The 25,852-nt window shown below is 69.2% G+C and carries 24 protein-coding genes and 1 rRNA gene; 8 read left to right on the top strand and 17 right to left on the bottom strand.

Annotation, left to right across the window (positions count from 1 at the left end; translation table 11 throughout):
• The first annotated feature begins 106 nt into the window (after positions 1-106).
• On the top strand, positions 107-1,876 hold the full coding sequence (gene argS, locus AB0D12_RS07620) for an arginine--tRNA ligase (RefSeq protein WP_362678069.1): 1,770 nt from the start codon (positions 107-109) through the stop codon (positions 1,874-1,876).
• A 40-nt stretch (positions 1,877-1,916) separates the two neighbouring features.
• On the opposite strand, the gene AB0D12_RS07615 is transcribed toward argS, so the two are convergent.
• Positions 1,917-3,209, bottom strand: a complete 1,293-nt coding sequence (locus tag AB0D12_RS07615; protein WP_362678067.1) for a helix-turn-helix transcriptional regulator — start codon at positions 3,207-3,209, stop codon at positions 1,917-1,919.
• Positions 3,210-3,548: 339 nt separating this feature from the next.
• On the opposite strand from AB0D12_RS07615, the gene AB0D12_RS07610 reads away from it, so the two are divergent.
• Positions 3,549-4,256 carry a DUF4232 domain-containing protein gene (locus tag AB0D12_RS07610; RefSeq protein ID WP_362678065.1) on the top strand — a complete coding sequence of 236 codons (708 nt, stop codon included), beginning with the start codon at positions 3,549-3,551 and terminating at the stop codon, positions 4,254-4,256.
• Positions 4,257-4,355: 99 nt separating this feature from the next.
• Here the strand turns inward: AB0D12_RS07610 and AB0D12_RS07605 are convergent, their stop codons facing one another.
• Positions 4,356-4,625 carry a DUF1876 domain-containing protein gene (locus AB0D12_RS07605; protein ID WP_362678063.1) on the bottom strand — a complete coding sequence of 90 codons (270 nt, stop codon included), beginning with the start codon at positions 4,623-4,625 and terminating at the stop codon, positions 4,356-4,358.
• Positions 4,626-4,850: 225 nt separating this feature from the next.
• Here AB0D12_RS07605 and AB0D12_RS07600 point away from each other — a divergent pair, with 225 nt between their 5' ends.
• From AB0D12_RS07600 to AB0D12_RS07590, 3 genes are all read left to right on the top strand, one after another.
• Positions 4,851-5,720, top strand: a complete 870-nt coding sequence (locus AB0D12_RS07600; RefSeq protein ID WP_362678061.1) for an NAD(P)-binding domain-containing protein — start codon at positions 4,851-4,853, stop codon at positions 5,718-5,720.
• A 68-nt stretch (positions 5,721-5,788) separates the two neighbouring features.
• Entirely contained in the window at positions 5,789-6,541 is a 753-nt protein-coding gene (locus AB0D12_RS07595; RefSeq protein WP_362678059.1) for a DUF4253 domain-containing protein, read from the top strand.
• A 154-nt stretch (positions 6,542-6,695) separates the two neighbouring features.
• On the top strand, positions 6,696-7,592 hold the full coding sequence (locus AB0D12_RS07590) for a glycoside hydrolase family 19 protein (RefSeq protein ID WP_362678057.1): 897 nt from the start codon (positions 6,696-6,698) through the stop codon (positions 7,590-7,592).
• A gap of 68 nt (positions 7,593-7,660) precedes the next feature.
• Here the strand turns inward: AB0D12_RS07590 and hemB are convergent, their stop codons facing one another.
• The 6 genes from hemB to AB0D12_RS07560 all read right to left on the bottom strand — a co-directional run bounded on the left by hemB (position 7,661) and on the right by AB0D12_RS07560 (position 14,634).
• Positions 7,661-8,650, bottom strand: a complete 990-nt coding sequence (hemB, locus tag AB0D12_RS07585; protein WP_362678055.1) for a porphobilinogen synthase — start codon at positions 8,648-8,650, stop codon at positions 7,661-7,663.
• 306 nt (positions 8,651-8,956) lie between these two features.
• Positions 8,957-10,615, bottom strand: coding sequence for a uroporphyrinogen-III synthase (locus AB0D12_RS07580; protein ID WP_362678053.1), 1,659 nt, complete (start codon positions 10,613-10,615; stop codon positions 8,957-8,959).
• Positions 10,612-11,571 carry a hydroxymethylbilane synthase gene (gene hemC / locus AB0D12_RS07575; RefSeq protein WP_362678051.1) on the bottom strand — a complete coding sequence of 320 codons (960 nt, stop codon included), beginning with the start codon at positions 11,569-11,571 and terminating at the stop codon, positions 10,612-10,614. Before hemC ends, AB0D12_RS07580 begins: the two co-directional genes overlap by 4 nt.
• Positions 11,568-13,304 (bottom strand): glutamyl-tRNA reductase, encoded by a 1,737-nt coding sequence (locus tag AB0D12_RS07570; RefSeq protein WP_362678049.1) that lies wholly within the window; start codon positions 13,302-13,304, stop codon positions 11,568-11,570. Before AB0D12_RS07570 ends, hemC begins: the two co-directional genes overlap by 4 nt.
• Positions 13,301-14,026 carry a redox-sensing transcriptional repressor Rex gene (locus AB0D12_RS07565; RefSeq protein ID WP_327325335.1) on the bottom strand — a complete coding sequence of 242 codons (726 nt, stop codon included), beginning with the start codon at positions 14,024-14,026 and terminating at the stop codon, positions 13,301-13,303. Before AB0D12_RS07565 ends, AB0D12_RS07570 begins: the two co-directional genes overlap by 4 nt.
• A gap of 332 nt (positions 14,027-14,358) precedes the next feature.
• Positions 14,359-14,634, bottom strand: coding sequence for a glutaredoxin family protein (locus tag AB0D12_RS07560; protein WP_327325334.1), 276 nt, complete (start codon positions 14,632-14,634; stop codon positions 14,359-14,361).
• A gap of 145 nt (positions 14,635-14,779) precedes the next feature.
• Here AB0D12_RS07560 and AB0D12_RS07555 point away from each other — a divergent pair, with 145 nt between their 5' ends.
• From AB0D12_RS07555 to AB0D12_RS07545, 3 genes are all read left to right on the top strand, one after another.
• Positions 14,780-15,730: an HAD-IB family hydrolase gene (locus AB0D12_RS07555; RefSeq protein ID WP_362678046.1), complete on the top strand. Its 951-nt coding sequence runs from the start codon at positions 14,780-14,782 to the stop codon at positions 15,728-15,730.
• 423 nt (positions 15,731-16,153) lie between these two features.
• Positions 16,154-17,002 carry an ECF subfamily RNA polymerase sigma factor, BldN family gene (locus AB0D12_RS07550; protein WP_362678044.1) on the top strand — a complete coding sequence of 283 codons (849 nt, stop codon included), beginning with the start codon at positions 16,154-16,156 and terminating at the stop codon, positions 17,000-17,002.
• Between the two features lie 220 nt (positions 17,003-17,222).
• Positions 17,223-18,401, top strand: a complete 1,179-nt coding sequence (locus AB0D12_RS07545; RefSeq protein WP_362678042.1) for a DUF5667 domain-containing protein — start codon at positions 17,223-17,225, stop codon at positions 18,399-18,401.
• A gap of 110 nt (positions 18,402-18,511) precedes the next feature.
• On the opposite strand, the gene AB0D12_RS07540 is transcribed toward AB0D12_RS07545, so the two are convergent.
• From AB0D12_RS07540 to rrf, 9 genes are all read right to left on the bottom strand, one after another.
• Positions 18,512-19,585 (bottom strand): lysophospholipid acyltransferase family protein, encoded by a 1,074-nt coding sequence (locus AB0D12_RS07540; protein ID WP_362678040.1) that lies wholly within the window; start codon positions 19,583-19,585, stop codon positions 18,512-18,514.
• Between the two features lie 78 nt (positions 19,586-19,663).
• On the bottom strand, positions 19,664-20,734 hold the full coding sequence (locus tag AB0D12_RS07535) for an NAD-dependent epimerase/dehydratase family protein (protein WP_362678038.1): 1,071 nt from the start codon (positions 20,732-20,734) through the stop codon (positions 19,664-19,666).
• 191 nt (positions 20,735-20,925) lie between these two features.
• Entirely contained in the window at positions 20,926-21,024 is a 99-nt protein-coding gene (locus AB0D12_RS07530; RefSeq protein WP_003948845.1) for an AURKAIP1/COX24 domain-containing protein, read from the bottom strand.
• A 122-nt stretch (positions 21,025-21,146) separates the two neighbouring features.
• On the bottom strand, positions 21,147-21,359 hold the full coding sequence (locus tag AB0D12_RS07525; protein ID WP_014046653.1) for a helix-turn-helix domain-containing protein: 213 nt from the start codon (positions 21,357-21,359) through the stop codon (positions 21,147-21,149).
• 128 nt (positions 21,360-21,487) lie between these two features.
• Complete coding sequence (locus AB0D12_RS07520) at positions 21,488-22,303, bottom strand: phosphatase (protein WP_362678776.1); 816 nt, start codon at positions 22,301-22,303, stop codon at positions 21,488-21,490.
• A gap of 157 nt (positions 22,304-22,460) precedes the next feature.
• Positions 22,461-23,636, bottom strand: a complete 1,176-nt coding sequence (locus AB0D12_RS07515) for an acetoin utilization protein AcuC (RefSeq protein WP_362678036.1) — start codon at positions 23,634-23,636, stop codon at positions 22,461-22,463.
• Positions 23,587-24,825, bottom strand: a complete 1,239-nt coding sequence (locus AB0D12_RS07510; protein ID WP_362678034.1) for an MFS transporter — start codon at positions 24,823-24,825, stop codon at positions 23,587-23,589. The genes AB0D12_RS07515 and AB0D12_RS07510 overlap by 50 nt, the downstream gene beginning before the upstream one ends.
• 43 nt (positions 24,826-24,868) lie before the next feature.
• Positions 24,869-25,513, bottom strand: a complete 645-nt coding sequence (locus tag AB0D12_RS07505) for an HAD family hydrolase (protein WP_362678032.1) — start codon at positions 25,511-25,513, stop codon at positions 24,869-24,871.
• A gap of 63 nt (positions 25,514-25,576) precedes the next feature.
• Positions 25,577-25,693, bottom strand: a 5S ribosomal RNA gene (gene rrf, locus AB0D12_RS07500).
• Positions 25,694-25,852 lie beyond the last annotated feature (159 nt).

Genomic DNA, 25,852 nt, shown 5'->3' with positions numbered 1-25,852 from the left:
CCGGACGGAAACCGGGCAGAAACTCGGGAGAGAGAGGCTGCCGCCCCGTGGGACACTTGACAACCGAAATAGACCTCTCGACGAGACTCGACAAGAACGGAAGCTCATGGCCTCGGTCCCTTCCCTCGCTTCGACCGTGCAGCAGCGCCTCGCGGACGCCCTCTCGGCAGCTCTGCCGGAGGCCGGTTCCGCCGACCCCCTGCTGCGACGTAGCGACCGGGCCGACTTCCAGGCCAACGGCATCCTGGCGCTCGCCAAGAAGCTGAAGGGCAACCCGCGCGAGCTGGCGGCCAAGGTCGTCGCGGGCCTGCCCACCGGTGACCTGATCGAGGAGATCGAGGTCTCGGGCCCCGGCTTCCTCAACATCACGCTCACCGACGAGGCGATCGTGAAGACCCTCGCCGCGCGCGCCACCGACGACCGGCTCGGCGTCCCGTACGCGCAGAACCCGGGCACCACGGTCATCGACTACGCCCAGCCGAACGTGGCCAAGGAGATGCACGTCGGCCACCTGCGCTCCGCGGTGATCGGCGACGCGATGGTCCAGATCCTGGAGTTCGCGGGCGAGAAGGTGATCAGGCGCCACCACATCGGCGACTGGGGCACCCAGTACGGCATGCTCATCCAGTACCTGATCGAGCACCCGCACGAGCTGGACCACGAGGGCGCCGAGGAGGTCACCGGCGAGGAGGCGATGTCCTCCCTGAACCGCATCTACAAGGCCTCGCGCGCGCTCTTCGACTCCGACGAGGCATTCAAGGACCGCGCCCGTAACCGGGTGGTGGACCTGCAGGCCGGGGACCCCGAGACGCGTGCCCACTGGCAGCGGTTCGTCGACGAGTCGAAGATCTACTTCTACTCGGTCTTCAACAAGCTCGACATGGAGATCCGCGACCCCGACATCGTCGGCGAGTCCGGCTACAACGACATGCTCGACGAGACCTGCCGCCTCCTGGAGGAGTCGGGCGTGGCGGTTCGCTCGGAGGGTGCGCTGTGCGTGTTCTTCGACGACGTGAAGGGACCGGACGGCAACCCGACCCCGCTCATCGTCAGGAAGAGCAACGGCGGTTACGGCTACGCGGCCACCGACCTCTCCGCCATCCGCGACCGGGTGCAGAACCTCAAGGCGAACACGCTCATCTACGTCGTGGACGCCCGGCAGTCCCTGCACTTCAAGATGGTCTTCGAGACCGCGCGCCGGGCGGGCTGGCTGAACGACGAGGTCAAGGCCGTCCAGCTGGCGTTCGGCACGGTGCTCGGCAAGGACGGCAAGCCGTTCAAGACCCGTGAGGGCGAGACGGTACGGCTGGTGGACCTGCTGGACGAGGCGGTGGAGCGGGCGACGGCGGTCGTGCGCGAGAAGGACGTCCAGAACCAGCTCACCGAGGAGGAGATCGCGGAGCGCGGTACGCAGGTGGGCATCGGCGCGATCAAGTACGCCGACCTGTCGACGTCGGCGGCGCGGGACTACAAGTTCGACCTGGACCAGATGGTGTCGCTGAACGGCGACACGTCCGTGTACCTGCAGTACGCGTACGCCCGTATCCAGTCGATCCTCCGGAAGGCGGGCGAGGTCAAGCCGGCCGCGCACCCGGAGCTCGAACTGGCTGCGGCGGAGCGAGCGTTGGGTCTGCACCTGGACCAGTTCGGCGAGACGCTGGCGGAGGTCGCGGGCTCGTACGAGCCGCACAAGCTGGCCGCGTACCTCTACCAGCTGGCGTCGCTGTTCACGACGTTCTACGACCAGTGCCCGGTCATCAAGCCCGCGCCTCCGCGTGAGGTCGCCGAGAACCGCCTGTTGCTCTGCGACATGACGGCCCGCACGCTCCACCAGGGCATGGCGCTCCTCGGCATCCGCACCCCCGAGCGCCTCTGACCCTCAGTCCCCTGAGGGTCTCGTCGTACGACAGAGACCCTCAGGGCGCGGGCTGCGCGACCCACGCGCTCTTGTCCGGCCAGTACCCGTACTCGGTCCGTCCCTTGATCGCGCTCGTACGGAACGGCTTCCCGTCGTCGTCGACACGTACCGTCCCCCGCCGGTCCCCGCTGCTCCAGTCGAGCTCCAGGTACCAGCTGACATCGTGTCCCTCGGTGTGGAGGTCGAGGTTGAGCACCTGCGGATCGTTGGACGCGACCTTGTACGGGAAGTCCTTGGCGGGCACGACGGTGTCGCCGTCCTGCCCCGCCACGGGCTTCACCAGCGGCTGCCCGGCATCCAGGTCGATGTCGAAGGCCTGCGGTGTGATGCCGCCACCGCAGCCGTAGGACATCGAGTACGCCTTCCAGTCGAGGGGTGCGCTGCGCGCAACGACCCGTACATGCACGGCGTTCAGCACCACCGAGTCCGCCGTCTTGCCCGTCGCGGTCAGCTGAAGCAGCATGTGGCCGCCGTCCACCCCGCCCAGCGCACGGGCCCAACTCCGGTTGTCCTGCGGCGCGGGCGGCGGCGGGACCGCGTCGGGGGCCTGGTCGAGTAGGTAGTACTGACCGCACGGCTCCTCCCAGTTGTACGAGCTGACGCCCACCCGCAGCGGTACTCCGCCGGCCTGAGCCGGAGCCGTGGAGGCCACGCCCTTGGACCGTGTCGCCGCCGGACTCCCGCTGGGCGAGGTGCTGGGGGCGGGGCTGCCGCTCGGCGAGGCGCTCGGTGACGCGGACCGGGGCGCGGCGGTGCCGGGCGGAGCACTGGCCCCGGCGACGGCGTGGGACTGCCCCTTGCCGTCCTGGTCCCGCGTGGCCGCGTGGCTCGCGACGAAGGCGGCCGGCACGGCGAGGGCGACAACGGCGCCTGCGGCGAGCGCGATCCGCAGCCTCTTGGGGTGGCGGGCGCGAGGCTCGACCGCGGCCTCGGGCACCGCCTCCGGCTCAGGCGCTTCCGGCACGAGGGCCGACCCGGGCACCACCTCCGGCACAGCCACTTCGGGCACGGGGTCGGGCGCCGCGCCCTCGGCCCGCGCGCGCCGCCGCGCGCCGTCCGCCAGGATCCATCGCCGGTGCAGCTCCACGAGCTCGTCCGGCGTCGCCGCGCACAGCCGGGCGAGCCGCTCCACGGGGGCGTACTCGGTGGGGACGGCATCGCCGTTGCAGTACCGGTGGAGCGTGGACGTACTCACATGCAGCTTGCCCGCGAGGACCCCGTAGCTGCGTCCCGAGCGGTCCTTGAGTTCCCTGAGCAGGGCCGCGAACTCCTCGGCCTCCAGCGTCGCCACGTGCTGTGTTCCCCCTCGTAAGCCTTGCCGACTGTCCCGGAACGCCGTTCCAGGGACGGGATATCCCCCCAGGTCACCGTACGCGCAAGCGTTCCAGCATCCCCAATGGTTCAGGGGCTGTTGCGGCCGGAATCACCCGCCGCGCAGTCTGTGATCGCACCGCACAGCCCACCGGGAAGCAACCGGAAGCAGCCATGCGAACCCGCATCCGCAACAGCCTCATCGATGTCACGGCCGTGCTTGTACTGATCGCAGCGACTGCGGTCGTCACGGCCCTCATCTGCCACTTCTGATCCACGGACGAACCACAGACGATCCACACGGGGAGAACCGAACACCATGCGCAACACCCGCATCCGCACCACCGCCGTCGCCGCCACCGCTCTGCTGGCCGCCCTCTCGCTGACGGCGTGCCAGTCCGACGACGACGCGAAGAACCCGGGCGCATCCGTGAGTCCCACCGCCGACCGGAGCAAGCCCGCGGCCGACCCCACGTCCACCCCCGCGGGCAGCGGCAAGGGCAACGGCGGCAGCAGCAGCGGCTCGGCGGCCGGCGACGGCAAGAGCAAGGACAAGGACAAGGACGAGAGTAAGGGGAAGGGCAACAGTGACCCCGGCCCCGTCACCGACGCCTGCAGCGGTGCGAACACCAAGGTCACCGTCAGCAAGGTGACCCGCCCCATCAACCACCTGCTGCTCACCGTGACCAACACCGGCTCCAAGGCGTGCAACGCCTACCATGCACCGCTGCTCCGCTTCGACGACGCACAGGCCGTCACGCAGGTCATGGAGGACAGCCGGCCGCAGGCGGTCACCACCCTCGCCCCCGGTGAGTCCGCGTACGCCTCCATCCTGCTGTCGAGCGCCGACGGCAGCGGCAAGGACGGCTACACGGCCAAGCGTCTGACCGTCCACTTCGCGCCGCGCAGCGGCTCGGGCTCGACCGGCACCCCCGTCGGACTCGCTCTGCCGGCGGGCACATACGCCGACTCCACCACCGCTGTCAGCTACTGGCAGAGCAGCATGGAGGACGCACTCACCTACTAAGGCGCGTAGGGCGTGCAAGGCGCCCAGCCCGCGTATACGCGTAGGGCGCACGCGTGCGTCCCCCGCCGGAAACCCCGGCGGGGGCCGCACCGCATCCCGTCACATCAGTGCGTGCGACTTTCTGCCCGAGGACTCGTCGATCTCCATGTGGGCCTTCTGCAGCAGCTGCGAGGCCATGTCCATGAGCGCTCGTGCGCCGGCGATCTCCTCGCCGACCCGCAGCTGTTCCGAATCGGAAGGGTGACGCTGGGCATTACCGTGGCCGCGTATTTCCGTGCCGTCGCCCAGCCTCACCATGGCGGCCGACCTGGTCCGGTCGCCTTCCTCGCTGAATTCCATCTCTACGTGCCATCCGACGAGTGTCTGCATGGCGGATCACCTCCGGTACCTCTTCCAGAGTGCGCCGCCGGAGCGCAGATCACCACTAGTCGATGACTTCGGGCCCGCCCAGCCGGGATGCGAGTGTGCCCAGGCCTGGCGGCCTCGTACTCACCTTCAGGTCAGTAGCTGACCAAATAGTCGGTACTTGTGGGCATTCCAGCGCGGCATGAGGATCGGGGGAGATCCCTTACGTCCCATCCAAGGAGCCCTTCCATGTCCGCGCCCAAGCCCGCCGTATCCGTTCTCGGCCTCGGCCTGATGGGCTCTGCCCTCGCCGCCGCCTTTCTGAAGGCCGGGCACCCCGTCACCGTCTGGAACAGATCCGCCGCCAGGACCGGTCCGCTGGTCGCCCAGGGCGCACTCCCCGCCGCAACCCCGGTGGACGCCGTGGCCTCGAGCCCGCTCGTCGTCGTCTGCCTGCTGACCAACGAGAACGTCCAGGAACTCCTGGCCACCCTCGGCGACGACCTCGCGGGCAGGGCGCTGGTCAATGTCACCAACGGAACCCCCGCCCAGGCACGGGAGTTGGCGGCTTGGGCTACAGAACAGGGCGCGGACTACCTCGACGGCGGCATCATGGCCGTACCGCAGATGATCGCGGGCCCGCACGCGTACGTCCTCTACAGCGGCCCTCAGCGGACGTTCGACGCCCACCGCGAGACGCTGTCCGCCCTCGGCGGCACAAACTACGTCGGCACCGACCCCGGCCTCGCCGCTCTCTACGACCTGGCGCTGCTGACCGGCATGTACGGCATGGTCCTCGGCGTGATGCAGGCCTACGCCCTCGTGCGTACGGAGGACATCCCGGCCACCGAGTTCTCCGAGCTCCTGGTCCCCTGGATCAACGCAATGCTCGCGGGCGCGCCCCAGTGGGCCAAAGCGATCGACTCGGGCCGGCACCTCACGGACGTCTCCAGCCTCGCCGTGAACCACGCGGCCTTCCCCAACTTCCTCGCCGCCTTCCGCGAGCAGGGCGTCAGAACTGATCTTTTCGAGCCCTTCCAGGCGATCCTGGACCGCGCGATGGCGGAGGGCTACGAAGCCGACGGCCTGTCCCGCATCGCCGACCTGCTCAGGAAGTGACGGCGAACTCGCACCACACGATCCTTGCTCTGAGCCGATTGTCAGTGGCCGCCCCTAAAGTCGCCTGCATGGTGATCAACCCGAACGCACTCGGCCTCGATCTGCCGCCCGGTGCCATGCGCGTCCAGCCGTCCCTCTGGTACGCGAACGAGCCCGCGCAGGACAACACTTGGGCGCAACTCCTGCCCGCACGGGAGGCGTCGGGCATGCACCCTGTGCTGCTTGTGAACGGCAAGGACCACACCTGGGACCGGGATCTCGGACTCGGCCAAGTGTCGGATCCGGACGACCACGACGCCGCCGAGGTTCTGCCGGCCCTGTGGGACTACGTCCAGGCCGAGGACGGCGACGAGGACGACGCGGACACCATCGCGCCCTTCACGACCGAGTGGCCCGGCCTCGCCCCGGCAGGCGAGCCGGAGGCCGACCCGGACGTCACGGCCGCCCGCGTCGCCGCCGGGCTGCTGGAGGCCGGGCAACTCGGGGACGCCCGGGCAGGGTTGATCCCCGTGCGCCGCAGCGCGGACATACCCGCGGCGCTGGGCTGGACCGGCGCCCGCAATCACGCGGACATCGGCCTGCTGTCCGCCGTGCTGCGCTCGTGGGAGGACCGCTTCGGCATACGGGTCGTCGCGCTCCACTTCGACCGCCTGGACGTCTCCGTCGCGGCACCGCCCCGCACGATGACGGAGGCCCTCGCCGTCGCCGCCGAGCACCACGCGTTCTGCCCGGACAACGTATGGCAGGGGTACGACACGATCCGCGAGTACGCGGCGGAGGCTCTCCTCGGCCGACAGCACTGGACCTTCTGGTGGGACTGACGGACATTTTCAGCTGAACTTCCGTCACATTGGTCTATACCTTGACTCGATCACGACAACGCGCTTGAGTGTGCGGCACAGCCCCCCACCGCGGCCTGTCCGGACGGCAACTGTCGCTCCGGACAAGGCCGTTGCCGCGTAAAGGAGTCAGCGAGTGCTGAGACACCGCATCATGGCGTTGCTCGTCGCGATCCTCGTCGGAAGCGGAGTGGCGGCAGCCTTCATGCCCGCCGCGTCTGCCGCCTCCGCGGATGCCTGCACGTCCGCGCCGAACTGGTCCGCCGGTACTTCGTACGTCACTGGCAACGTTGTCAAGTACACGGACGGCAAGTACTACATAGCCGAGCACGACAACCCGGGATACGACCCCACCATCAGCACCTGGTTCTGGGACCCGTACACCTGTAGCGGCGGCGGGGACCCGTCCCCGACCGGCTTCGTCGTGAGCGAGGCGCAGTTCAACCAGATGTTCCCGAGCCGGAATTCGTTCTACACCTACAGCGGACTGAAGGCCGCACTGAGCGCATACCCGGGCTTCGCGAACACCGGCAGCGACACCGTCAAGAAGCAGGAGGCCGCGGCCTTCCTCGCGAACGTCAGCCACGAGACCGGCGGCCTGGTCTACGTCGTGGAGCAGAACCAGGCCAACTACCCGCACTACTGTGACTGGAGCCAGTCCTACGGCTGCCCGGCCGGCCAGGCGGCGTACTACGGCCGCGGGCCGATCCAGCTCAGCTGGAACTTCAACTACAAGGCGGCGGGCGACGCACTCGGCATCGATCTGCTCAACAACCCCTGGCTTGTGCAGAACGACGCGGCGGTGGCCTGGAAGACCGGCCTCTGGTACTGGAACACCCAGAACGGCCCGGGCACGATGACCCCCCACAACGCCATGGTCAACCAGGCGGGCTTCGGCCAGACCATCCGCTCCATCAACGGCTCCCTGGAGTGCGACGGCAAGAACCCGGCGCAGGTCCAGAGCCGCGTCAACAGCTACCAGTCGTTCACCCAGATCCTCGGCGTCGCCCCCGGCGGCAACCTGTACTGCTGACAACCCCGGAAACGGGCTGCGGGCCGGGGAGAACAGTCCCCCGGCCCGCAGCCGCACCATTTTCCGGCTCAGAGCGTGCGCGCGACCTCCGTCGCCCAGTAGGTCAGGATCATCTGCGCACCGGCCCGCCGGATACCGGTCAGGGTCTCCAGAATCGCCTTGTCCCGGTCGATCCAGCCCTTCTCGGCGGCGGCCTCGACCATCGCGTATTCACCGCTGATCTGGTACGCGGCGACCGGCACGTCCACGGCGTCCGCGACCTTCGCCAGCACATCGAGATACGGACCAGCGGGCTTGACCATCACCATGTCGGCGCCCTCGGCCAGGTCCAGCGCCAACTCCCGCAGGGACTCCCGGAGGTTGGCCGGGTCCTGCTGATACGTCTTGCGGTCGCCGCGCAGCGAGGACCCGACGGCCTCCCGGAACGGCCCGAAGAAGGCGGAGGAGTACTTGACGGTGTACGCGAGGATCGAGACGTCCTCGTGTCCCGTCTGGTCCAGCGCATCACGGATGACGCCGACCTGGCCGTCCATCATCCCGCTGGGCCCGACGACATGGACGCCCGCGTCCGCCTGGACCTGCGCCATCTCGGCGTACCGCTCGAGCGTCGCGTCATTGTCGACGCGCCCTTCGGCGTCCAGCACCCCGCAGTGCCCATGATCGGTGTACTCGTCCAGACAGAGATCGGACATGATCACGAGCTCGTCACCGACCTCGGCCTTCACATCCCGGATCGCGACCTGCAGAATCCCGTCCGGATCCGTCCCCGCGGTCCCCGCGGCGTCCTTCTTCACGTCCTCAGGCACCCCGAACAGCATGATCCCGGCCACCCCGGCCTCAAGCGCCTCGACGGCCGCCTTCCGCAGGGTGTCGCGGGTGTGCTGCACGACGCCGGGCATCGCGGAGATGGGCACGGGCTCACTGATCCCTTCCCGCACGAAGGCGGGCAGGATCAGATCGGCGGGGTGGAGCCGCGTCTCGGCAACCATGCGCCGCATCGCGGGGGTCGTGCGCAGCCGCCGCGGCCGCGCGCCGGGAAAGGATCCGTACGCAGTCATAGGGGCAACGCTACGCCGGGTGGGGGCGCGCGATTGCCGACAGGGTGTCGGGCCCGCCCGGGCCCTGCCGGAGCTCCGCCCCGGCCCCCGGGCCTCAAACACCGGCGGGGCTCCTTGTTGGGGCTCCGCCCCAAGCCCCGCTCCTCAAACGCCGGAGGGGCTGGGATGTCCGGGAAACCCGGCCCGTCCGGCGATTGAGGACACGGCCGAAGGCCGTACCGGGGTATGGGGGCTGCCCCCGGTTACGGGAAGGGGCGGGGTGGGGAAACGCCCCGAAGGCGATCCGCACCCCGCCCCCGCACCGAACTACGTCGTACGGCGCCTGCGACCGCCAGGACGCCGCTCGCTCGGACGCGTCACCTGCTCGCCCGCCTCCACCGCCGCCGCCCGACGCTGCGCGCCGAACTCCGCCAGCGCCTCCGCCAGCTTGTGCACCGACGGCTCCGGCGACAGCACGTCCACCCGCAGCCCGTGCTCCTCCGCCGTCTTGGCGGTCGCCGGACCGATGCATGCGATCACGGTCACGTTGTGCGGCTTGCCGGCTATGCCCACCAGATTCCGCACGGTGCTCGACGACGTGAACAGCACCGCGTCGAACCCACCGCCCTTGATGGCCTCGCGCGTATCCGCCGGCGGAGGCGACGCCCGCACCGTCCGGTACGCGGTCACGTCGTCGACCTCCCAGCCCAGCTCGATGAGGCCCGCCACCAGCGTCTCGGTGGCGATGTCCGCACGCGGCAGGAAGACCCGGTCGATCGGGTCGAAGACCGGGTCGTACGGCGGCCAGTCCTCCAGCAGACCGGCGGCCGACTGCTCCCCGCTCGGCACCAGATCAGGCTTGACACCGAAATCAACCAGCGCGGCAGCGGTCTGCTCGCCCACCGCGGCGACCTTTATCCCCGCGAAAGCGCGCGCGTCGAGCCCGTACTCCTCGAACTTCTCCCGCACCGCCTTCACGGCGTTCACGCTCGTGAAAGCGATCCACTCATAGCGGCCCGTCACCAGGCCCTTGACCGCACGCTCCATCTGCTGGGGCGTCCGCGGCGGCTCGACGGCGATCGTCGGCACCTCGTGCGGCACGGCTCCATAGCTCCGCAGCTGGTCGGAGAGCGAAGCCGACTGCTCCTTGGTCCGCGGCACGAGCACCTTCCAGCCGAAGAGCGGCTTGGACTCGAACCACGAGAGCTGGTCCCGCTGGGCGGCGGAGCTGCGCTCACCGACCACCGCTATGACCGGCCGGTGACCCTGCGGGGAGGGCAGTACCTTCGCCTGCTTCAGGACCTGCGCAATCGTCCCCAGCGTCGCGGACCAGGTCCGCTGCCGCGTCGTCGTACCGGCGACAGTCACGGTCAGCGGGGTGTCCGGCTTGCGGCCCGCGGCCACCAGCTCGGCCGCCGCCGCGGCAACCGTCTCCAGCGTCGCGGAGACGACGACCGTGCCGTCGCTCGCGCCGACCTCGGTCCAGCACCGCTCACTCGCGCTACGGGCGTCGACGAAACGGACGTCGGCGCCCTGCGCGTCGCGCAGCGGCACACCGGCGTAAGCGGGCACGCCCACCGCCGTGGCGACACCCGGCACGACCTCGAAGGGAATCCCCTCCGCGGCGCACGCGAGCATCTCCTGACCTGCGTTTCCGTCGAGGCCAGGGTCGCCGGAGACTGCGCGGACGACCCGCTTGCCGACCCTTGCGGCCTCCATGACAAGATTGGCCGCATCCCTGAGGACGGGGATCCCGGCGGCTGTTGACGCGTCGTCAACAACCGTCAGTTCAGGCGTGCTTACGCTCGCTCGCGCATGGCTGCGTACCACGTCGAGCACATCTGGCTCGGCGATCAGTACGTCCGCACCCGCGAGCGCCTCGACGGCGCGCAGTGTCAGCAGTCCGGGGTCGCCGGGTCCGGCGCCGAGGAAGGTGACGTGCCCGTGTCCGTGTGCAGGAAGGGCCGGAAGGTTGGTGGGGCTCAACGTGCTCGCTCCCCCATAAGACCGGCCGCACCCTTGGCGAGCATCTCGGACGCGAGTTCGCGACCGAGCGCGACGGCGTCGCTGTGCGACGTGGGTACAGGACCGGTGGTGGACAACTGCACCAGCGTCGAGCCGTCGGTCGTGCCGACGACGCCGCGCAGGCGCATTTCGGTGACAACCTGTCCGTCGGCCAGCAGGTCGGCCAGCGCACCCACAGGTGCGGTGCAGCCGGCCTCCAGGGCGGCGAGCAGGGAACGCTCGGCGGTCACGGCGGCCCGGGTGTACGGGTCGTCGAGCTCGGCGAGTGCGGCGGTGAGGTCCGCGTTGACCGCGGCGCACTCGATCGCCAATGCCCCCTGGCCGGGGGCGGGCAGGACGAAGTCGACCGCCAGGAAGTCGGTGACCTCGTCGATCCTGCCGATGCGGTTGAGCCCGGCCGCGGCAAGAACCACGGCGTCGAGCTCCCCGCTCCGTACATATCCGATCCGCGTATCGACATTGCCGCGGATCGGCACAGTCTCGATCGCCATGCCATGGCTGCGCGCGTACGCGTTGAGCTGCGCCATCCGGCGCGGCGAACCGGTGCCGATCCGGGCGCCGTTCGGCAGCCGGTCCAACGTCAGTCCGTCGCGCGCGACCAGCACGTCCCGCGGGTCCTCGCGCAGCGGCACGGCCGCCAGCGCCAGGTCGTCGGGCTGCGCGGTCGGCAGGTCCTTCAGCGAGTGAACGGCGAAGTCGACGTCACCCCGCAGCAGGGCGTCCCGCAATGCGGTGACGAAGACCCCCGTACCGCCGATCTGCGCGAGATGCTCACGGGAGGTGTCCCCGTACGTGGTGATCTCGACAAGCTCGACGGCACGGCCGGTCAACTGGCGCACCGCCTGAGCCACTTGCCCGGACTGGGCCATGGCCAGCTTGCTGCGCCTGGTCCCGAGCCTCAGTGCCCTCTCGGTCATACTCGCCCTCGGTTCTTGACGTCGGCGTCATTCAGGTCGGCCCGGCTGACGGAGGCGACCGTCTCCGGGTCGAGGTCGAAGAGTGTCCGCAGCGCGTCCGCGTACCCGGCGCCACCGGGCTCGCTGGCCAGCTGCTTCACCCGCACGGTGGGCGCGTGCAGGAGCTTGTCGACGACGCGGCGCACGGTCTGGGTGATCTCGGCGCGCTCCTTGTCGTCCAGGTCGGGTAGGCGGCCCTCGAGCCGAGCGACCTCGCCGGCGACGACATCGGCGGCCATGGTGCGCAGAGCGACGACGGTCGGAGTGATGTGCGCGGCGCGCTGGGCGGCGCCGAAGGCGGCCACCTCGTCGGAGACGATGCCGCGCACCTGGTCCACGTCGGCGGCCATCGGGGCGTCGGCGGAGGCCTCGGCGAGCGACTCGATGTCGACGAGCCGTACGCCGGCGAGCCGGTGGACGGCACCGTCGATGTCACGGGGCATGGCGAGGTCGAGCAGCGCGAGCCGGACGGGCGCGGTGGCTGTGGCGCCCCGCGCGTGCACGGCTCCGGCGACCCGGGTGTCCCGGGGCGCGTTGTCGACCCACGCCTGGTGCTGCGCAAGCGCATCGGGCCCGGGCCCGTCGCCGAGCCCGACGGGGCACGCCCCGGCGGCTTCGTCGAGGTCCACCGCGGCGCCGAGGCCGGCCGGACCACCCACGCCCGGCGCATCCGCGCCGACCGGGCCGGCCGGGTCCGTGATCCGGGCGGACGGTTCGCGGTCCGCCGCGTCCGAGCCCCCCGCAGCCGACTTGTCGGCCACGCGGCCGTCGCGCGCCGCGGCCGCGGCAAGACGGGCCACCAGACTGCCGTCCGGCGCCCGCAGATCGCTACCCGCCACCGGGAACGCCACCGGCACCACGTGCTCCGCGAGCGCCGCGGCAACGGACTCGGCCGTCAGGACCAGACCCGTCGCACCGGTGCAGGACACCGCCACATCGGCACGTGTCAGCTCGTCGGCAACATCGGCCATGGACACGGCGTGCACGCTCACCCCGCCCGGCTCCGTCAGCACCGCGGCCAGTCGCTCCGCGCGCTCCAGCGTCCGGTTGGCGATGACGAGTTCACGGACACCCAGGCGCGCCAGCGTCGTCGCGGCGAGCGAGGACATCGAGCCGGCGCCGATGACCAGCACCCGCTTGTCCGCCGCCCATGCCTCGACGGTGGCGCCCGCAGCCAGCTGCTCGAGACCGAAGGTGACGAGCGACTGCCCGGCCCGGTCGATCCCGGTCTCGCTGTGCGCGCGCTTGCCGACGCGAAGGGCCTGCTGGAACAGGTCGTTGATCAGCCGGCCCGCGGTGTGCAGGTCCTGCCCGAGCGCGAGAGCGTCCTTGATCTGCCCGAGGATCTGACCCTCGCCGACGACCATGGAGTCCAGACCGCAGGCCACCGAGAAGAGGTGGTGCACGGCCCGGTCCTCGTAGTGCACATACAGATACGGAGTGAGCTCCTCGAGCCCCACCCCGCTGTGCTGTGCGAGCAGGGTCGAGAGCTCGGCGACACCGGCGTGGAACTTGTCCACGTCCGCGTACAGCTCGATGCGGTTACAGGTGGCCAGCACCGCCGCCTCGGCCGCGGGCTCCGCGGCGAGGGTGTCCTGCAACAGCTTGACCTGCGCATCAGCGGACAGCGAGGCCCGCTCCAGCACGCTCACCGGCGCACTGCGATGGCTCAGCCCGACGACCAGGAGACTCATGCCGGCATCACGGCGGGCATGTCCCCGTCGGGTCCCTTCCGGCCTGCGGCCTCGGCTTCCTCGCCGGCCTTCCGCTGCTCGTGGAAGGCGAGGATCTGCAGCTCGATCGAGAGATCGACCTTGCGCACATCGACGCCGTCGGGCACCGAGAGGACGGTGGGGGCGAAGTTGAGGATCGAGGTGACACCGGCCGCGATCAGCCGCTCGCACACCTGCTGCGCGGCGCCGGCGGGCGTCGAGATGACACCGATCGACACTCCGTTGTCGCTGATGATCTTCTCGAGTTCGTCCGTGTGCTGGACGGGCATCCCGGCGACCGGCTTCCCGGCCATCTCCGGGTCCGCGTCGATCAGCGCGGCGACCCGGAAACCCCGGGAGGCGAAACCGCCGTAGTTGGCGAGCGCGGCGCCGAGGTTACCGATACCGACGATGACCACGGGCCAGTCCTGCGTCAGACCGAGCTCGCGCGAGATCTGGTAGACGAGGTACTCGACGTCGTAGCCGACACCGCGTGTCCCGTAGGAGCCCAGGTAGGAGAAGTCCTTGCGCAGCTTCGCGGAGTTGACTCCGGCGGCGGCGGCGAGTTCCTCCGACGAGACCGTGGGGACGGACCGCTCGGACAGCGCGGTCAGGGCGCGCAGGTACAGCGGAAGTCGGGCGACGGTGGCCTCGGGGATTCCTCGGCTACGGGTCGCCGGTCGGTGATTTCGGCCAGTTGCCACGGTGCTCCTGCGGGATGAGCGAGGCTGCAGGCGGCCGTATGACACAGGACCGCCCCGTCGAATGCAGGCTATGTCTTTGTGAACGCGTGCACAAAGATGGTGTCCGTTTTGTCCGTGCAAAGTGACCGGGGTCACGCCATCCGATCGCGCGACCCTGGAACCGCGGACCGCACCGGTCCATTGGAGACCCGAAGGGGGCAAAGCCGTACACACTCCTCACGAATACGCCCCCGAGACCGCTTACTGTGCCCTGTCCGCATCGCGTCCCGATAGAGCCCGGACCGCGTCGGAAAGCCCGAGCAAAACGACCCCGATGGTTTCCGGCGTCGCAGTTACGCCCCCAGTGCGCGGCGCAGTCGTCCTGCATCCACGCGCCAGAACGTGTGCTGCTCGCCGTCGACCAGTACGACCGGAATCTGCTCCCAGTACGCCCGGTGCAGCGCCTCGTCCTGGGTGATGTCCTTCTCCTCCCAGGACGCACCGGTCTCGGTACACACCTCCTGGACCACGGCCCGCGCGTCGTCACAGAGGTGACACCCGGGCTTCCCGATCAGCGTCACCACCCGCTCGCCGGCCTTCTTCTTCGTTCGTCGCAGCACAGGACTCATGTGCCCATTCTCCGCCCGCACCGGAGAGATACGGCACGCGTCCCGTACGCCCGAATCGCCTGTTTAACGGGCTGGTCGCGGAGAGTTCACGTCAACGCATCCCGGGGGGTCGGGAAGTACCGAACAGACTGGCTATGCTCACGACATGGCCGCACTGGGATGGCTCACCCCCCGTAGGCGCTCCGCCACCGCGCGGAGCGTGCTCGCAGGCGAGGCAGCAGCCGAGGCAGCGCGCAAGTCGTCGCAGCAGTTCGAGGCACTCGAGGCACTCGAAGCGCAGGACGACACTGCCCCGGCCGCCGAACCGGATTTCCCCGTCGCCGGGGACGACCGGGCCGCCGCCTTCTTCGACCTCGACAACACCGTGATGCAGGGCGCCGCGATCTTCCACTTCGGCCGCGGCCTGTACAAGCGGAAGTTCTTCCAGCGCCGTGAACTGGCCCGGTTCGCCTGGCAGCAGACCTGGTTCCGGCTCGCCGGAGTCGAGGATCCGGAACATATGCAGGACGTCCGCGAATCCGCCCTGTCCATCGTGAAGGGCCACCGCGTCTCCGAGCTGATGTCGATCGGGGAGGAGATCTACGACGAGTACATGGCCGACCGCATCTGGCCCGGAACCCGCGCTCTCGCCCAGGCCCACCTCGACGCCGGGCAGAAGGTCTGGCTGGTGACCGCCGCCCCCGTCGAGACCGCGACGATCATCGCCCGCCGCCTCGGCCTGACCGGCGCGCTGGGCACTGTCGCCGAGTCCCTCGACGGCGTGTACACCGGAAAGCTCGTGGGCGAGCCGCTGCACGGCCCCGCAAAGGCCGAGGCCGTACGCGCACTGGCCGCCGCCGAGGGCCTGGACCTGACCCACTGCGCGGCGTACAGCGACTCGCACAACGACATCCCGATGCTGTCACTGGTGGGGCATCCGTACGCCATCAACCCGGACACCAAGCTCCGCAAGTACGCGCGAGCGCGTGAGTGGCGGCTGCGCGACTACCGGACGGGCCGCAAGGCCGCCAAGGTCGGCATCCCGGCGGCAGCCGGTGTGGGCGCCATCGCGGGCGGCACCGCGGCCGCGGTCGCCCTGCACCGCCGCCGCCGTTGACGCAGGGCTCGCACGCCGCCGCCGCTCCGACGCCGACACCGACTCCTGCGATCCTGCGACTCCTGCACGGCGCCGACACGTACAGCGACGCTGACCCGTACGGCGACGACAGCCCTTTCCGCGGGCAATCCTGCCTCTTACCCCTGGGCGCTCCCGCCAGTCCTGTTGCCGCGTGTCGGGCACAATCCACCGCGCGACACGACAGATCACGAAGCAATTCGATCAACAAGTGCTCACAATATGCGACTTGATCCGTCGCCTAGGCGTAACAGAAGCGACGGAAACGACGATTTGAGCAACTGGGTGTAGCAACGCCTGTACGAAGCGTTATTCTCCTCAGACGCATGACGGACCCCACCAGTCCCCACGACGGGTGAAAGGTCCCGCACTGCACGTGATGCAAGCTCTGCCTCTGGGAGTCCCGTGTACCCACACGTCGGGGTTGACGCCTCGGGCCTGGCTACGCTGCGCGCAGCGGTCCTCGACCACTTGCGCGGCTTCGTCCCCACCGCGTACGCCGTCCCCGCATTCGCCATGCCCCGCCTTGCCACAAGCGGCCCGGCCGCCCCCTGCTATGCCCTGGCCGACGGCATCGAGAAGATGCCGGGGCGCAGCGCCGTCGTTGAGGGGCGGAGGTCGGGCGACGGGCGCGAGGTCGGCAGACGGGGCAGTCGGGGCGCCACCGGCTCCTCGACCACCGCCCGTCGGCCCAGCGCCGACAGCGACAGCGCCCGCATGATGGACCTGGTCGAGCGCGCCCAGGCGGGCGAGGCCGACGCCTTCGGCCGCCTCTACGACCAGTACAGCGACACCGTCTACCGCTACATCTATTACCGCGTGGGCGGAAAGGCGACGGCGGAGGACCTCACCAGCGAGACCTTCCTGCGCGCCCTGCGCCGTATCTCCACCTTCACCTGGCAGGGCCGCGACTTCGGCGCCTGGCTGGTCACGATCGCCCGCAATCTGGTGGCCGACCATTTCAAGTCCAGCCGCTTCCGGCTGGAAGTCACCACCGGAGAGATGCTCGACGCCAATGAGGTCGAGCGCAGCCCGGAGGACTCGGTCCTCGAGTCCCTGTCGAACGCCGCACTGCTGGACGCGGTCCGCAAGCTCAACCCTCAGCAGCAGGAATGCGTGACCCTGCGCTTCCTGCAGGGCCTCTCGGTCGCCGAGACGGCCAGGGTGATGGGCAAGAACGAGGGCGCGATCAAGACCCTCCAGTACCGGGCGGTGCGCACACTGGCCCGGCTCCTCCCCGACGACGCCCGCTGACCGACCCCCAACTCACCATCGGTGACGCCTTGATGACGCACTGGTCACATCATCCTTCGTGCGTAACCCAAGTGCCGCGACGCTCGTTGTTCGGGATGCAGGCTCCCTGTGGTCACGCCACGCCCACAGCCACTCACTCGATCGTGTGGATGTGTTCAAGGCGTGCAACCATCCGGACCCCCAGGGGAGTCGATCGTCATGACGAGAGGAGGTGCCGCCAGTGATCGCGAACGTTTCGGCGCGCCGGCGGGCGAACGCCTTCGCCCAGGCTTTGGAAGATCAGGCGGCCGAGCAGCCCGAAGAGTCGGTCGAACCGACCGAGCACGGACGGCTGTTGGCTCTGGCGAACGGACTCGGCGAGCTGCCGAAACCGGAGATGGACCCCGAGGTCAAAGTGGTGCAGCGAGCACAGCTCGTGGCCGCCATGGAAGCGATGTTCGCCGCGGGGGGTGCGTCCGCGGGCCCTACGGTGCCCGAGCAGCGGACAGCCGGCCGCGGCGCCCATCGGGCCTCCCCGCTCCGGAAAATGCGACCACGCTCCCGCTGGTCCAAGGGCCTCGCAGCCGGTGGTCTCACCGTCGGTGTGGCCGCGGGAGCCTTCAGCGGAGTGGCCGCTGCCAGCTCCGACGCCCTTCCCGGTGACTCGCTGTACGGGCTGAAGCGTGGCATGGAAGATTTCAAGCTCGACATGGCGGACGACGACTCCGACCGCGGCGGGCTCTACCTCGACCATGCCTCCACCCGACTCAGCGAGGCTCGCCGACTGATGGAACGCGGCCGGGCGGGCGCCATGGACCACGAGTCGCTGGGCGAGGTCCGCCGCGCGCTCAACGGCATGAGACACGACGCCACCGAGGGCCACCGCCTGCTCCACGAGGCGTACGAGAGAGACGGCTCCCTCGGCCCGATGGCGAGGCTCGATTCGTTCTCCCGGTCCCACCGCGACGCCTGGAACGGGCTCCGCGACCGGCTGCCCGCCCAGCTGACCGACGTCGGCGACGAAGTGAGCTCTGTCTTCGACGCCATAGACCAGGAGGTCGGCCCGCTGGAGACGCTGCTGCCACGCGTCCCGGAAAAGGGCGGCCGCGGCTCCCAGCGCCCCGGCGCCACCCAGGGCTCCAGCAACAGCTGGGGCCCGGGCCGTACGACACCGTCCTCACCGGCGACCGGCGACGGCCGTGCGGGAGACAGCGGCAATCCTCGTCCGTCCGGTTCGGGCAGCACGGCGGACGACGGCCTGCTCGGTGGGAACACGGGTGGCCTGTTCGAGCACCCGTCGAGCGGCACCACACCGTCCCCGACGGGCAACAACTCCACACAGCCGACGCCGGACGTCACGATCCCACCGCTGCTGCCGGGGATCCTGCCGGGCCTCGGACTCAACAGCGAGGACGATTAGCAGGTCGGCACGTACGAAGGTGGGCACCCCTGGGAAGGGGTGCCCACCTTCGTACGTCTGTTCAATCAGCTGATACGTATCTTCAGAAGAACCGCGTCAGAAAAACCACGTCAGAAGAACACAGACCGGCGCTGCACCAGCAGCTTGTACAGCGTGTGCTGAATCTGCTCCCGTACCTGATCCGTCAGATTGAACATCAGCATCGGGTCCTCCGCCGCCTCCGGCGGAAACCCGTCCGTCGGGATCGGCTCGCCGAACTGGATCGTCCACTTCGTCGGCAACGGCACCGCGCCCAGCGGCCCCAGCCACGGAAACGTCGGCGTGATCGGGAAGTACGGGAACCCGAGCAGCCGCGCCAGCGTCTTCGCGTTGCCGATCATCGGGTATATCTCCTCGGCCCCGACGATCGAGCACGGCACAATCGGCGCCCCTGCCCGCAGCGCCGTCGACACGAACCCGCCCCGCCCGAACCGCTGAAGCTTGTAACGGTCGCTGAACGGCTTGCCGATGCCCTTGAAGCCCTCCGGCATCACGCCGACGACCTCGCCGCGCTGCAGCAGCCGTTCCGCGTCCTCCGCGCACGCCAGGGTGTGCCCGGCCTTGCGAGCCAGTTCGTTGACCACCGGCAGCATGAAGACCAGATCCGCGGCGAGCAGCCGCAGATGCCGGTTGGCCGGATGGTTGTCGTGGACGGCGACCTGCATCATCAGCCCGTCCAGCGGAAGCGTTCCGGAGTGGTTGGCCACCACCAGCGCCCCGCCCTCGGACGGGATGTTCTCGATGCCCTTCACCTCGACCCGGAAGTACTTCTCGTACAGCGGCCGGACCATCGACATCAGGACCTGGTCGGTGAGCTCCTTGTCGTAACCGAACTCGTCGACCTCGTAGTCACCGGTGACACGCCGCCGCAGAAACGCCAGGCCGCCGGCGATCCGCCGCTCCCAGCCGCCTCCGGCCGCCGGCTCTTGGCTCGTGAGAGGCTCCTGGCCCGCCTCGGCGGCCCGCGCCGATCCCCGGCGCTCCCCGTCCTTCTGCTGCCCCGGCAGCGGGCTGACCGGAACCTCCCGCACCGCCGCGGGCTCGGCCTTCCGGCGCTTGCCCCCCGCGGGGCGCCGCCGCGCCGAGCGCTGCGCGCTGCCGCGCGAACGGTCGTCGTCGAACGGAATGACCTTGGCGTCCGCCATCGTTGGCTGCGCTCCTTATTCGGCGTCGCTCTGAGTCGTCTTCATGGTCGTCCTACTCGATCGAGTTGATCGATCGCCCTAGTCCCGCGCCTTGCCCGCGGCCGTCGTGCTCGTACTGCCTGCCAACGGCAGTACCGCGGCCACCTGGTCCACAGCCCTGGCGAGCGCGTCCGGCGGCAGCAGCCCCGGCCCGCGGCTGCGTGCGAAGTCCGCGAAGGTCTCCGCTGTTGTGTACTTCGGCACGAACCCGAGTGTGTCGCGCATCTGAGTGGTGCTCACCACCCGGCCGTGCGTGAGCAGCCGGATCTGTTCGGGCGAGAAGTCCGTGATGCCGATCGTACGCAGCGCGGAGCCGACCCAGGTGACCGCAGGCAGCAGAATCGGCATCGTCGGCCGCCCCAGCCGCCGAGAACACTGCGAGAGCAGCAGCACACCATCACCCGCGACATTGAACGTGCCGCTGTTGAGCGTGCCGCGCCGCGGCTCGTGCAGGGCGATCCGCAGCACATCGATCACATCGTCCTCGTGGACGAACTGCAGCCGCGGGTCGTAGCCGAAGACAGTCGGCATGACGGGCAGCGAGAAGAACTCGGCGAGCGGAGAGTCGGCGCACGGCCCGAGGATGTTCGCGAAGCGCAGTACGCACACGGCCACATCCGGCCGCCGCCGTGCGAAGCCCCGTACGTACCCCTCGACCTCGACCGTGTCCTTGGCGAACCCACCGCTCGGCAGCGACTTGGGCGGCGTGGTCTCGTTGAAGACCGCCGGGTCCCGGGGCGCGGAGCCGTACACACTCGTACTGGATTTGATGACCAGCCGCTTCACGGTCGGCGACTTCTGGCAGGCACCCAGCAGCTGCATGGTGCCGATGACATTGGTTTCCTTCACCGTCGCACGGCCGCCGGTGCCCAGCGGCGTACCGGTGACATCCATGTGCACGACGGTGTCGACGGCATGCTCGGCAAGCACGCGCGCGATGGCGGGCTGGCGGATATCAGCACGGACGAAATCGGCCCCGCCAAGATGATGCTCGGGCCCCACCGCATCGACCCCGATCACCCGGTCCACCTCGGGATCCCGCTGGATACGCCGAACGAGTCGGCCTCCGAGCTGCCGGGCCACTCCGGTGACGAGCACGACCTTCCCCAAGATCAGCGCCTTCCTTAGGTCCGCAGGTCCGCCTAGGTCCACTCCTAAGCGTCACCGTAGCGGTTACGTGTTGCGCTGTGATGACCGCACGGCGCACTTTTGCCACGACCGCTCCTTTGGCCACCCGGAAACGCACCGCGGCCCTCCCACCGTGCAGGTGGAAGGGCCGCAGAGACACGTGCAGCGATCGCTTACTTCTTGTTGCGACGCTGAACGCGGGTGCGCTTGAGCAGCTTGCGGTGCTTCTTCTTGGCCATCCGCTTACGCCGCTTCTTGATAACAGAGCCCACGACTACCCTCGCTCACTTCTCTTCACTCGGTGCGGGGCGTCTGGGCCCACACGACCTACGTCGGCCTAGCCTACCTGCCGCCGAGTGAGGGACGTAATCCGAGGGGATTCGCCCGGCTCCGGCTACGCGGATTCCACCCCCACGAATGATTCGCGGAGATACTCGTGAACCGCTTGCTCCGGCACCCGGAAGGACCTGCCCACCCGGATCGCCGGCAGATGACCACTGTGTACCAATCGATACACGGTCATCTTCGACACTCGCATCACCGAGGCGACTTCCGCCACGGTGAGAAACTTGACCTCGTTGAGAGGCCTCTCGCTGCCAGCAGCCATGACCCACCTGTACCTTCCGCACCCGACGCGCACCGGCTTCCCCTCCGGTGACTCTTCGTCGCTGTGCGCTCACTCCCCAGACTAGGGGCGTGTGGTGCGAGTGGGGAAGAGGAGCAGCCATCGGCCGCCTACTGTGACAGACACGCTCGATTGAGTACATAGCGAGTAAGCGGTCGGTAGTAATCAGACCGCACTGCGTCATCAAGCGGAACGACGACGGACACGCGCCCCTCGGCCTCGCCGACAAAGAGGGCGGGGTCGTCCGTATCTGCCAGGCCGATCGCCTCAATCCCCAGCTGACCTGCCCCGCAGACCCAGCCGTGGTCCCCGACCACCAGCTCGGGCAGCGGCCCGCCACCCTCCATCGCACCCTCCAGGGCGACCCGAACCGGGAGCGGTGAATGGGTATGCGCGCCGGTCGCACTCCCGGCGCCCCGAGCGCCGGGTTCCCGCACCAGCGCGACTCCTCGTACGTAGTCAAGGTTGTACGTGCGTACCCCGAACCGGGTCGTTATGTCGACACATCGCCCCTGCGCGGGGGTGAGTACCAGGCAACCTGCCGCCGACAAAGCGTCTGCCAGCCCTGCGTAGAACCCGAGGAGCCGATGCGGATGCCCTGTTCCGAACATCACGGGCGCCCGACGCGCGGCCACCTCCCCGAGCCGTTCGGCAAACGCGGCGAGCCCGCCCAACGTCCGCTCCGGATCGATGACATCGGGCCCGGTGACATGCTCGGGATCACCGGAAACCCCACACTTGTCAGCCATCAGCGCGATCAAATCCCGCTCGCTCCAGGCCCATTCGGGATCAAGCCCGAGAGTCACCCGGGGATCTCTGGCGGCGAAGAGCCGATAGCTGCGCAGACTCGCTTCCCGCGATGTGGCCACGGTCCCGGCCAACCGGGCCGCCAGCAGATGCGCCCGCAGCGCTCCGGTGCTCAACACTCTGTCGATGCTCCCGCACCGGTACTGGTCCCGGACCAAAAGCCCGGATACCACCCACAGTTGGCGTAACAGCCGCATGGCCGCACGGCGCGGTGCTATGACCTGCGCCCCGGTGCTGCCCCAACACCCCGGCCCGGTACCCGAGACGCCTCGCCGCCTACGCCAACAAGCCCCGCAACGGAAACGCCGCCCGCCGCGTAGCCAGCACCGCCTGGTCCAGCCGATCCGCCGGGTCGTACCCCTCCTCCCACTCCCGCCACACCGGCTCCCGCCCGTCCGTCATCCGCCCCGGCGCCACCCGTCGCGTCCGCGCATACACCTCATCCCGCCACGACGACGGAATCACCGACTCCGGCTCCACCGGAGCATGCGCCGCGATCCCCACCAGATGCGTCCACGACCTCGGTACGACATCCACCACCTCGTAACCCCCGCCCCCCAGCGCCACCCAGCGACCGCCCTCCACGTACTGGTGCGCCAGGGCATGACATGACGCCTGTACCGCCCGCTGCGCGTCCAGCGACACCGCCAGATGCGCCAGCGGATCCTCGAAGTGCGTATCCGCCCCGTGCTGCGTCACCAGCACCTGCGGCCGGAAGTCCGCCAGCAGCTCCGGCACCACCGCATGAAAGGCCCGCAGCCAGCCCGCGTCGCCCGTCCCGGCCGGCAGCGCCACATTCACCGCACTGCCCTCACCCGCCCCGGCGGCCCCGGTCTCCTGCGGCCACCCCGTCTGCGGAAACAGCGTGGACGGATGCTCGTGCAGCGACACCGTCAGCACCCGCGGATCCTCCCAGAACGCCGCCTGGACCCCGTCCCCGTGATGCACATCGACATCCACGTACGCGACCCGCTCCGCGCCCAGCTCCAGCAACCGGGCAATGGCCAGCGCCGCGTCGTTGTAAATACAGAACCCGGAAGCCGACCCCGGCATCGCATGGTGCAGCCCGCCCGCGAAGTTCACCGCATGCTCGGCCTCACCCCGCCACACCGCCTCCGCGGCCCCCACCGACTGCCCGGCGATCAGCGCCGACGCCTCATGCATTCCTGCGAAGGCCGGATCATCCATCGTCCCCAACCCGTACGACTGATCGGCCGCCCGAGGGTTGAGAGACGCGGCCCGAACCGCCGCCACATAGTCCTCGCGGTGTACGAGTCTGAGCGTCGAGTCCCCGGCCGGCTTCGCGGCCACCACATCCACCGCACGATCCAGTCCGTACGCCCGCACCAACCCCATGGTCAGCGCAAGCCGCACCGGATCCATCGGATGGCCGTCCCCGAAGTCATACTTCGTTACCGCCTCGTCCCACATCAACAACCCGCGGCCGCTCATGCACGCCACCGTACCGGGCGGTATCCGCCCCGAACGATCTGGCGTACCGCAACGTCACCAGCACCAACACCATCGGCACGACCATCGCCCACCGATAGCTCCACGCATCGCCGAGCGCGCCCACCAACGGTGACCCGATCAAGAACCCCACATAGTTGAAGACGTTCAGCCGCGCCACCGCCGCGTCACTCGCCCCCGGGAACAACCGCCCCGCCGCCGCGAATGTCTGCGGCACGATCACACACAGCCCGAGCCCCAGCATGGTGAACCCGAGCATCCCCACCCAGGCCCCCGGTGCCACGGCCACCACTCCGAACCCGGCCGCGGCCAGCACCGTCCCGCACCGCACGACCGCCACCGCCCCGAACCGCCGCACGCCGAGATCCCCGACGGCCCGGCCCAGCAGCGTGGTGACCATATAGGCGTTGTACGGAACGGTCGCGAGCTCCTCCGAGCTCCCCAGCACGTCCTGCAGGTACTTCGCGCTCCAATTCGAGACGGTCGAGTCCCCGATGTAAGCGAAGGTCATCACCAGACAGAGCGGCAGCAGCAGCTTGAAAGCGCCCGCCTGCCACTCCCCCGCACCCGTCTCCGCGTCCCGACCCTTCTCCGCGTTCCGCTCGGCCCGTTCCCCGTCCGCGTACCACCGACTCCCGACCAGCGCCGTCGGCAACAGCACCAGCACCACCGGCAGATACGACATGAGCAGCGACAGGTCCCAGTGCGCGCCGACCCAGGCGAGCGAGGCACCCGCGATCCCGCCGAGGCTGTACGCGGCGTGGAAGCCGAGCATGATGCTGCGCCCGTACGCCCGCTGCAGGCTGACCCCGAGCATGTTCATGGACGCGTCCAGCGCCCCCACCGCCAGCCCGAACCCGCCCAACGCGACGGCCACCTGCCATATCTCGCCACCGGCCGCCACTCCGAGGAGCGCCAGCAGAACCAAGGGCTGAGCCCATCGCAGCACCGCACTCGGCGCGACCCGCTTCACCAGCCGCTCGGTGATCACGCTCGCCACACCGGCGAGGATCGGTACTGCGGCCAGGAAGGCGGGCAGCAGGCCGTCGGATATCCCGTACCGGTCCTGGATGGCGGGGATACGCGTCACGAGCAGGGCGAAGGCCACCCCCTGCGCGAAGAAGCTCAACGCCAAGGAGGCCCGCCCGTACCGCAAACGCGCATCTGTCATGGCCGCACAGCGTAGGCCGCCGATCTACCCATGGGTAGATCGATCACGCGAGCAATGCAGACAACTCCGCCATCCCGTCGAAGTACCACTTGGCCCCATCGAGCTTCTCGGCAGCCGTCATCGCCGTGAACCCGTACACATCTATCCCGGCCGCCCTGGCCGCCGCCACCCCGAGGGGACTGTCCTCCACGACGACGCAACGCTCCGGCGCCACCCCCATCCGCTCGGCGGCGTGGAGGAACAGATCCGGCGCCGGCTTCCCGCGCCCCACATCCTGCGCGCTGAAGACGGTGGCGTCCTCGAACCACCGGTCCAGCCCGGTCTTCCGATGCCCGACTCGGATCCGCTCATGACTCCCGGAGGAGGCAACGCAGTACGGCACCCCGTCCGCGACCAGCTTTTCCAGCACCTCGGTCACACCGTCGACGGCGACCAACTCCCGCTCGAAAGCGGCAAATACGCGAGCGTGCAAGGTCTCGTCGAAGTCCGCGGGCAACGCCTGCCCGGTCCGCTCCCGCACAAGGTCGTGCACACGGTGCACAGCGGCGCCCATGTAGTCACGGAGGGAGTCCTCGTACGAGGTGGGATGCCCGAGCTCGGTGAGATAGCCGGCCAGGATGGTGTTGGAGATCGGCTCGCTGTCGACGAGCACACCGTCGTTGTCAAAGATGACGAGGTCATAGCGCATACCTTGACCCTAAACGCAGAAAAGCCCCGCACCATGACGGTGCGGGGCTTTCCCACAATGATTGTTCGGCGGCGTCCTACTCTCCCACAGGGTCCCCCCTGCAGTACCATCGGCGCTGAAAGGCTTAGCTTCCGGGTTCGGAATGTAACCGGGCGTTTCCCTAACGCTATGACCACCGAAACTCTATGAAGATGTACGACCCGGAATCCCCCTGGGGGACTCGACAGTTCGTTGCTTCAGAACTAACACAGTGGACGCGAGCAACTGAGGACAAGCCCTCGGCCTATTAGTACCAGTCAGCTTCACCGGTTGCCCGGCTTCCACATCTGGCCTATCAAC

This window comes from Streptomyces sp. NPDC048479 (assembly GCF_040651435.1).
In the GTDB taxonomy this organism is placed as follows: domain Bacteria; phylum Actinomycetota; class Actinomycetes; order Streptomycetales; family Streptomycetaceae; genus Streptomyces.
The sequence above is the reverse complement of the archived record's forward strand: the minus strand, read 5'-3'. Positions and strand labels throughout refer to the sequence as shown.

Excerpts from the sequence above, each read along its gene's own strand:
- AB0D12_RS07560 (WP_327325334.1), bottom strand. The coding sequence starts at position 14,634 with ATGAGTCCTGTGCTGCGACGAACGAAGAAGAAGGCCGGCGAGCGGGTG.
- AB0D12_RS07570 (WP_362678049.1), bottom strand. The coding sequence starts at position 13,304 with ATGAGTCTCCTGGTCGTCGGGCTGAGCCATCGCAGTGCGCCGGTGAGC.
- hemC (WP_362678051.1), bottom strand. The coding sequence starts at position 11,571 with ATGACCGAGAGGGCACTGAGGCTCGGGACCAGGCGCAGCAAGCTGGCC.
- AB0D12_RS07600 (WP_362678061.1), top strand. The coding sequence starts at position 4,851 with ATGTCCGCGCCCAAGCCCGCCGTATCCGTTCTCGGCCTCGGCCTGATG.
- AB0D12_RS07605 (WP_362678063.1), bottom strand. The coding sequence starts at position 4,625 with ATGCAGACACTCGTCGGATGGCACGTAGAGATGGAATTCAGCGAGGAA.
- hemB (WP_362678055.1), bottom strand. The coding sequence starts at position 8,650 with ATGACTGCGTACGGATCCTTTCCCGGCGCGCGGCCGCGGCGGCTGCGC.
- AB0D12_RS07505 (WP_362678032.1), bottom strand. The coding sequence starts at position 25,513 with ATGCGCTATGACCTCGTCATCTTTGACAACGACGGTGTGCTCGTCGAC.
- AB0D12_RS07540 (WP_362678040.1), bottom strand. The coding sequence starts at position 19,585 with ATGGCGGACGCCAAGGTCATTCCGTTCGACGACGACCGTTCGCGCGGC.
- AB0D12_RS07515 (WP_362678036.1), bottom strand. The coding sequence starts at position 23,636 with ATGAGCGGCCGCGGGTTGTTGATGTGGGACGAGGCGGTAACGAAGTAT.
- AB0D12_RS07595 (WP_362678059.1), top strand. The coding sequence starts at position 5,789 with ATGGTGATCAACCCGAACGCACTCGGCCTCGATCTGCCGCCCGGTGCC.
- AB0D12_RS07525 (WP_014046653.1), bottom strand. The coding sequence starts at position 21,359 with ATGGCTGCTGGCAGCGAGAGGCCTCTCAACGAGGTCAAGTTTCTCACC.
- argS (WP_362678069.1), top strand. The coding sequence starts at position 107 with ATGGCCTCGGTCCCTTCCCTCGCTTCGACCGTGCAGCAGCGCCTCGCG.
- AB0D12_RS07610 (WP_362678065.1), top strand. The coding sequence starts at position 3,549 with ATGCGCAACACCCGCATCCGCACCACCGCCGTCGCCGCCACCGCTCTG.
- AB0D12_RS07555 (WP_362678046.1), top strand. The coding sequence starts at position 14,780 with ATGGCCGCACTGGGATGGCTCACCCCCCGTAGGCGCTCCGCCACCGCG.
- AB0D12_RS07510 (WP_362678034.1), bottom strand. The coding sequence starts at position 24,825 with ATGACAGATGCGCGTTTGCGGTACGGGCGGGCCTCCTTGGCGTTGAGC.